Source organism: Parabacteroides sp. CAG:2 (genome assembly GCF_000436315.1).
Lineage (GTDB): Bacteria > Bacteroidota > Bacteroidia > Bacteroidales > Tannerellaceae > Parabacteroides > Parabacteroides distasonis.
The window spans coordinates 1-1895 of the sequence record NZ_FR885308.1 but is presented as its reverse complement, the minus strand read 5'-3'; the positions used below and the strand labels follow the sequence as shown (position 1 = coordinate 1895).

Here is a 1895-nt window from a genome sequence, read left to right as displayed (position 1 = left end):
ATCTCCTTAGTGGTTAGGACTTTTTTTTAGCATCCGTATTATTAGTAATGAATAGCTGCTGCTTCTCCAGTTCCTTCTTTAAGAAGTTCTGGAACTCTACCATAATACCCATATCTTCATCTATGGCTTCTATCAGTTCCTCAAAGGTTAGTGAACTGTCTGGATTATTAGCCATTAAGACACAGTAGAAGAATAGATATTCATCTGTAATAGTCTTTAACTCAAATGCCTTACCTGTAATCTGTTCATAGATAAATAAGGCTCTAAGTGTATATTTCAGTTTGTAGTCTTGTCCTTTAATAGTCATATCAATAAGTATTTAAAAAGAAAGCCTTTACACCTCCATAACCTAGAGATATAAAGGCTCTATATTAAGCTGTAGCAGTCTTTGTAAGTGCCCCCACACCTTCAAATGATGCTGTGAATGTTGCATTATCTCCGTTAGGTGCATTGGCTTCCAAAGCTGTAATAATCACTTTGCCAGAATATGTACCAGTAGTAGAAGGCAACCAACCGCCTTCGGGTACTTCATCCTTCTTTGCTGCATAATCTTTCTCTAAGCAGAATACAGCTTCAATAGGTGTTCTGGCTGTCAGCTTGTCAAATAACTGGTCAAATGTCATACCTTCACCGTCATTAGAATAAAGGTTCTCTGTACTACAGTTCCAGCTAATCTTTCTGGCTGCTTTAGACACCCATTTGCCACCACTATCTTTAGAAGTGGTTTCTACTGTTTCTACGTTTATACTTAGTTTGTGGCTTGTTGCAAATGCTATAGATTTACCATCTATAAACAGCATCAAATCACCACCATTAATTACTTGTCCTGCCATTTGTCTTTATATTGAATGTAAGGTTCTGAATGAATGTATCTTCTATATAATCCTCATCTGCATTTGTCATTCTAATATCGTGTATGTTAATACCAGAATAGTTACCCTTCTTACCTTGTAAGGCATTTTTAACCAAGTCAGCAATTTCTATAGATTCATTGTACTTATCAGAAGCTATAACCACTTCCACATAAGTATCTTCACTATATATAAATCTATCCTTACTATCAGATGGTTCTATACTTGTTCTTCTATAAACAATGAATGGAAATGTAGTACCTGTATCAGCTATTAAAGGGTAAATTTTATGCCCTACACTATCTATAACCCTTGCATCATTACTAAGGATATTATAGATAGCTTTACCTACTTGTAAACTCATCGTCTGTTCCTATTAGCTATTCTCTGAATTGACTGGCTTATAAGGTTATCCATATTATCAAAGATTTCCCTTTCCTTATTGGCTTTAGCTGTTCTAAAGAAATGTGCTGCATTGATATTACCTCTATTGGCTGCTGCTCTCTGCCTTCTAATAGGATTCCGACCTCTAACAGATGCAGTATTACTACCAGTGGTTCTTCTAACTCTAGTACCCATTTCAAAGAACTTTAATCTAAAGTCACCCATAATATGTACTTTAGCTTCTTCTCCGTTTCTATCAGCATTAGCTTTGATTCCACTTATTAAGGTCTTACCATTCCACCAGTTTCTACTAGAAGCTGCTCTGCCTAAAGTCTGCCTTAGCTGTCTTTTAGTTTCACCGACTAAGATACCAGCACCCTTTCTTAAAGCACTTCTATAGACCTGCCTTTGCTGTCTGCTTGTCAAATCTGCAAACATAGAAGTAACCTGTCTGGCATCTACTTCTATATTATTCATTTATCAATTCAGTTACTATGGTTATTGATTGCTTATATAATTCTCGGTTAATACTAAGAATCCTGTACTTATTGCCATTCCAAATAATTCGCATTTGCTCATTAACTTTGTGATATAGCCTTATAGTAAAGGTAACTGTATAGCAGTGGATTATTTCATTATTCTGGTTCTGTCTGTTTCCAG

At 35.7% G+C, this 1895-nt stretch carries 5 protein-coding genes; all 5 read right to left on the bottom strand.

Translation table 11 applies throughout. The features are described from left to right. Positions 1 to 13 precede the first annotated feature (13 nt). Complete coding sequence (locus tag QVP94_RS12365; RefSeq protein WP_022192721.1) at positions 14 to 307, bottom strand: hypothetical protein; 294 nt, start codon at positions 305 to 307, stop codon at positions 14 to 16. 64 nt (positions 308 to 371) lie between these two features. Continuing rightward, on the bottom strand, positions 372 to 833 hold the full coding sequence (locus tag QVP94_RS12360; RefSeq protein ID WP_022192720.1) for a phage tail tube protein: 462 nt from the start codon (positions 831 to 833) through the stop codon (positions 372 to 374). Beyond that, complete coding sequence (gene gp17, locus QVP94_RS12355; RefSeq protein ID WP_022192719.1) at positions 814 to 1215, bottom strand: tail completion protein gp17; 402 nt, start codon at positions 1213 to 1215, stop codon at positions 814 to 816. Before gp17 ends, QVP94_RS12360 begins: the two co-directional genes overlap by 20 nt. Continuing rightward, positions 1212 to 1712 (bottom strand): hypothetical protein, encoded by a 501-nt coding sequence (locus tag QVP94_RS12350; RefSeq protein WP_022192718.1) that lies wholly within the window; start codon positions 1710 to 1712, stop codon positions 1212 to 1214. Before QVP94_RS12350 ends, gp17 begins: the two co-directional genes overlap by 4 nt. Further along, positions 1705 to 1863: a phage head closure protein gene (locus QVP94_RS12345; RefSeq protein ID WP_288213265.1), complete on the bottom strand. Its 159-nt coding sequence runs from the start codon at positions 1861 to 1863 to the stop codon at positions 1705 to 1707. The genes QVP94_RS12350 and QVP94_RS12345 overlap by 8 nt, the downstream gene beginning before the upstream one ends. Positions 1864 to 1895 lie beyond the last annotated feature (32 nt).

What these genes read in the sequence shown, in the direction of transcription:
- QVP94_RS12365 (WP_022192721.1), bottom strand. Translation starts at nt 307, where the DNA reads ATGACTATTAAAGGACAAGACTACAAACTGAAATATACACTTAGAGCC.
- QVP94_RS12360 (WP_022192720.1), bottom strand. Translation starts at nt 833, where the DNA reads ATGGCAGGACAAGTAATTAATGGTGGTGATTTGATGCTGTTTATAGAT.
- gp17 (WP_022192719.1), bottom strand. Translation starts at nt 1,215, where the DNA reads ATGAGTTTACAAGTAGGTAAAGCTATCTATAATATCCTTAGTAATGAT.
- QVP94_RS12350 (WP_022192718.1), bottom strand. Translation starts at nt 1,712, where the DNA reads ATGAATAATATAGAAGTAGATGCCAGACAGGTTACTTCTATGTTTGCA.